The sequence below is a fragment of the Pseudomonadota bacterium genome, from assembly GCA_018817425.1.
Taxonomy (GTDB): Bacteria; Desulfobacterota; Desulfobacteria; order Desulfobacterales; family RPRI01; genus RPRI01.
This window is the reverse complement of the sequence record JAHITX010000002.1, coordinates 1-4,471: the sequence shown is the minus strand read 5'-3', so window position 1 is coordinate 4,471 and position 4,471 is coordinate 1. Positions and strand designations below refer to the sequence as shown.

6 protein-coding genes are annotated in these 4,471 nt (G+C 39.6%); 3 read left to right on the top strand and 3 right to left on the bottom strand.

The window, feature by feature from the left end; translation table 11 throughout:
• Window positions 1-328: 328 nt before the first annotated feature.
• The 3 genes from KKC46_00765 to KKC46_00755 all read right to left on the bottom strand — a co-directional run bounded on the left by KKC46_00765 (window position 329) and on the right by KKC46_00755 (window position 2,250).
• A complete protein-coding gene (locus tag KKC46_00765; protein ID MBU1052345.1) occupies window positions 329-1,426 on the bottom strand; it encodes a HEAT repeat domain-containing protein in 1,098 nt (365 codons plus the stop codon).
• 263 nt (window positions 1,427-1,689) lie between these two features.
• Complete coding sequence (locus KKC46_00760; protein MBU1052344.1) at window positions 1,690-1,965, bottom strand: helix-turn-helix domain-containing protein; 276 nt, start codon at window positions 1,963-1,965, stop codon at window positions 1,690-1,692.
• A 12-nt stretch (window positions 1,966-1,977) separates the two neighbouring features.
• A complete protein-coding gene (locus KKC46_00755) occupies window positions 1,978-2,250 on the bottom strand; it encodes a type II toxin-antitoxin system mRNA interferase toxin, RelE/StbE family (GenBank protein MBU1052343.1) in 273 nt (90 codons plus the stop codon).
• 171 nt (window positions 2,251-2,421) lie between these two features.
• On the opposite strand from KKC46_00755, the gene KKC46_00750 reads away from it, so the two are divergent.
• The 3 genes from KKC46_00750 to KKC46_00740 all read left to right on the top strand — a co-directional run.
• A complete protein-coding gene (locus KKC46_00750) occupies window positions 2,422-2,559 on the top strand; it encodes a hypothetical protein (GenBank protein MBU1052342.1) in 138 nt (45 codons plus the stop codon).
• A gap of 146 nt (window positions 2,560-2,705) precedes the next feature.
• Window positions 2,706-2,987 carry a 4Fe-4S binding protein gene (locus tag KKC46_00745; GenBank protein MBU1052341.1) on the top strand — a complete coding sequence of 94 codons (282 nt, stop codon included), beginning with the start codon at window positions 2,706-2,708 and terminating at the stop codon, window positions 2,985-2,987.
• A gap of 83 nt (window positions 2,988-3,070) precedes the next feature.
• The coding region (locus KKC46_00740; protein ID MBU1052340.1) for a hypothetical protein at window positions 3,071-4,471 on the top strand (1,401 nt) is incomplete at its 3' end.

The window sequence follows — 4,471 nt, the reverse complement described above, 5'->3', positions numbered from 1 at the left end:
TATGGTTTATTGGGCGACACTTCCCAAGAGAGAGACAGCAGCTTGAATAAGCAGCTTACCCACTTAAAAAACAATTTTTGCTGTTCATACAATCCCGACCACCGCTAACGAAGCAAATGATATCGTTTATTTGGAAACGTTAAGCATAGCCGGCAGAAGTGGTAATTTCAAAAAGATAACCAGACAGCAAATGGTGACAGGTCTACATTAGACCTTTAGTTACTTTTTCTTTTAAAGGGATTATATAAAGACACCGGGCTTGTTCAACCACCGGATAAGATTGTGGCCCCGCAAATCTATCCTTATTCCTTATGTTCGCTTGCATTAGTTAATTACGATTCAGTAATTTAGCGGCAATCTCCTCTGCCTCTTCAATAGATGTTGCTTCAAAAGGCTCTTCAAGGAAATGCTTAACATTTGGAGATGTGGGTGCTTCTTGAATAAAAGTATTACCCTGATACCACTCTTTTACTTGTAGTTGACCGTGCTTATGGATATATGCCCAATATCGCCCTGTTTGTTTTTGCTGTTTTGCTGCTACCGCTGTTTTATTCGATGGATACTGCCCGAGAGCATAATCAATGGTTGTATTGAATTTATCAGCGACTGGACTTTCATGCAATAAATGCAGTGCTTGTAGGGCAGTATCGTTTTTAATACTACCCAAAGAACGAATGGCACATTTGCGTGTTTCTACGGATTCATTATTATTTTGTACAGTTCTTACCAAACTGTTAACCCCCTCTTGTCCTACGGCAGACCCTACCATACCCAAACCCACGGAAGCCATTTTACGGACTGCTCCATTTTCATCACCTAATCCATTAATCAAATGAGGGATAACATCATTCTTTTTTGATTTGGCCAAGGCCCAGAGAGCATTCGAATAAACCAATGGTGTATCTCTAAGTGCTTCCAACAACACTTTACAACAGTCGTCGATAATTTTTTTATCATAGTTTTCTTCATATTGATCAAATTGACGTTTTCGATCTTCTATTATACTTCCCAGTGAACTGGCAGCATTACTCCTGACTTCTTCATCTCTATCATTTTTTAAAGCTATAACCAAAGCGTCTATAACTGACAGGTTTTGCAAATTCCATCCTATTACTTTTGCGGCAACAATACGTAATTGCTTTTCACCGTTATTAAGTATCTCAATCAGTGGCTCAACTTGCCTCATGTGTCCAAGAGCGTAGACAGTGGCCTCTCGTACATTAAAATCAGAATCCACCAAAGTTTGTACTAATGCTGTAGATGCCTCGTCTTTTAAAGGACTTTTATTATATCCCTCAAATATCTGACCGATCGTAAAAGCGGCATCTGATCTGATAAACGCTTCTTTATAGGATAGTGCTTTGAGCAGCCCCTTTATATTGTGGCTTTTTCGAAGCTTTTCAATATTTGGTTTTAAAAAAATCATGATGCATCTCCTCATGAAATAATGCCCGGAATTTGGCTGCTATGTGAGTATGTACTAATTTGAGGTTTTTTCTGCCGCGTAGCGGCTCATTCAACGATTTAAGCACCGGCCCGGCTTTTGGGGTCCTGTTGGTTTTCATGTTGTGGCAGAAAAAAATCTGCTTAAAAATCCACCATTGATTTGTACAAGACGATTACATCTATTGGCAAGAAACTGATAAAAAAATCTTCGATGTCTCACCAGCATTTCCGGTGAACCCTTTGTTATGCCGCTTTTTGAATTTCTTTTGATTCGTATTCAGGAAACATAATTATAGCAGGATGTACATTAAATGCAGTGGCGAGTTGCAAGGCCCTTTTTTTTCCTATTTCTAATTTATCATTTTCAAGCATACTGATATTTTTTGCATTGATAGAGCAATATTTTGATAATTCCTCTTGAGTCCATCCTTTTAGTTCACGCAACATTTTAATTACTTCTCCGGTAGTTAAGATCGTATGCTGTTTTGCCGGCATATAGTCCGTTTTTTTAATTTTCATTATTTTAACCCCCTAATATTTATGTGGTGTTATATCAATGATATAAACCGATACTATCTCTTTTTCGATAGAATAAATAACACGATATTGAATATTAAGCCGTGATGATCGTTGTCCTTCAAACTCTCCTTTTAATTTTTCGTCATGAAAACCAGGAAATTCACGTAATATATCTGGCCCATGTCGAAAAACAATATCTTTCCAAAGTTCGTATTTTTTCACGACCTGCAACGGTAATTTTGCAATAATCTTATTTAAATTGTGATGTTCTCGTATGCGCCACATTATTAAATTTAATAACTTATTAAATATGATAAGTCAAGGTATTTTCGAGACATAAACATTAGCCGAAGGCAAGGGCATCTTCGTTATGAGTTGTCTAATGGTGAAGCGAATCGGAAGGTGAGCCGAAAGTAAAAGCGACTGGAAGGAGCGGCCAATCCTAAGTGCAAAGCTATGAGACAATACTGTCCCGGACTTGATCCGGGAAATAAAAACAGCTTTTCTATTGCAGTAGTAAATATATTGATGAACTGCGGTGAAAGAAAACAAGAAAAGTCAGTTTTTATCTCGGATATTGTCAATAACATATAAAATATTAAGCCATTATTCACTATTCAAGATGTGAAAGCTATTCCCCTTTTTTCTTGATGAATTATTGTTTTTTAAATATCATATTTGCTGTAAACCATAAAACATATGCAACAAATCCTTATCAAAAAGCAGAAGGGGGTTAAATCATGTCTAAAAAGAAAAACAAAAAAATAACAATATCCCCGGAATTTTGCACAGGTTGTCTTCGATGCAGCCTGGCCTGCTCTTTTTTTACATCCACTGAAAAGGCCTTTAATATATCAAAATCAAAAATCATGGTTGTGCCATTTTACAATATGGAAAGTTTTGAGATAACGCTTAAAAATGATTGTGATTTATGTGGAATATGTGTGCAATACTGTGAATTTGACGCACTTGTTATCGAAAAGTTAGCAGACGGATTTAATCAGATGCCTGAAAAAGTCTGATCTTACTCAAAATCAACATAAGTAGAGAGACCTTTGAAGAAGGAGAAGTTATCCGAATATCAAGCATCGAATAGGAGTAGGCAATGGATAAAATGAACGCTTACGCAGGCAACATCCTAAAAGTTGATTTAAGCACTGGCAGTATCAGCAAAATACCCCTTAATGAAGAATTAATTTATAAGTTTCTTGGTGGTGCCGGAATCAATGCTCGCCTGGCTTATGACTATATTGAACCGAATGTCGAGCCTTTATCGCCTGAAAATGCTCTTATACTAGGTGTAGGGCCTCTGGTTGGGACACTGACTCCTGGTGCAGGCAAATCCAATATTACCGGTAAATCACCTTCTTCCCGGTTTCTCGGCTCATCAGGCAGCGGGCACATGGGAATGCTGAAGTTTGCAGGTTATGACCATGTTATTATCACCGGCAAGGCAGATAGGCCCGTGTATTTGAAGATAGGGGATGAAGTTGAGATTCGTGAAGCTGGTCACATATGGGGCAAAGATACCTGGGAAACAACCGATGCTGTATGGGATGAACTGGGAAGGCTGTACACAGTATTGAGCATTGGGCCTGCCGGAGAAAATCTTGTAAGGGATGCAAGTATAATTGCCAATAAATACTCGGCATTTGCGCGAACAGGGATGGGAGCGGTGATGGGCTCAAAAAATCTAAAGGCTATTGCTACCTTTGGAAGTCAGGGTATTAGTGTGGCGGACCCTAAGAAATTTATTAAGATAGTAAACAAATTATGCAAAGAAATCCCAAAACTGCAGAATGAAAACTTCCGTAAATACGGCAAGGGCCTGGCTCATTTAGAAGGTGTGGTCAATACGGGCGGACTTGCTTACCGGAACTTTCGCAATACCGCCGGGCCGGAGTTGCTGAAAGACTACGATATTGATAAGCTACTGGATCAAATCTACCGGAGTAGGCGAAGTTGCTTTTCATGCCCTGTTGGATGCAAACATTATATGGCCGGAAAAAAAGGCGGTGAGCTTGACGGGCTGGCATTGCCAATATCTTGCGGATTGAATCCGATTATAACGGCTATCAATTGCGGTGTTACAGGATGGCCCCAAGCACTCCGGTTTGCCGAAATGAGCAACCGGCTTGGAATGGATCAGATTTCCATTTCAGGCATAGTAGCTATGGCTATTGAACTTTATGAGAAAGAAATTATTACAAAAGCTGATACTGGCGGATTGGCCCTTGATTGGGATGCTGCAACCCTTCACAGGCTGGTGCGAGATATTGCTTACAGGAGAGGTATCGGAGATGTTTTGGCAAATGGTCTTGTAGAGGCATCCCGGCAGATCGGTCGTGGGGCCGAATATTATGCTATTCACTTCAAGGGAATAGGCGGCATAGAGTCGCGTATCTTTTTATCCGCCTTTCTTCTTGGTGCATTGACCAATGCAACCGGTCACTTCTCAAACATAATGTTTTTCAAGACATCAGGAGATGAACTGGTCCGATACTGC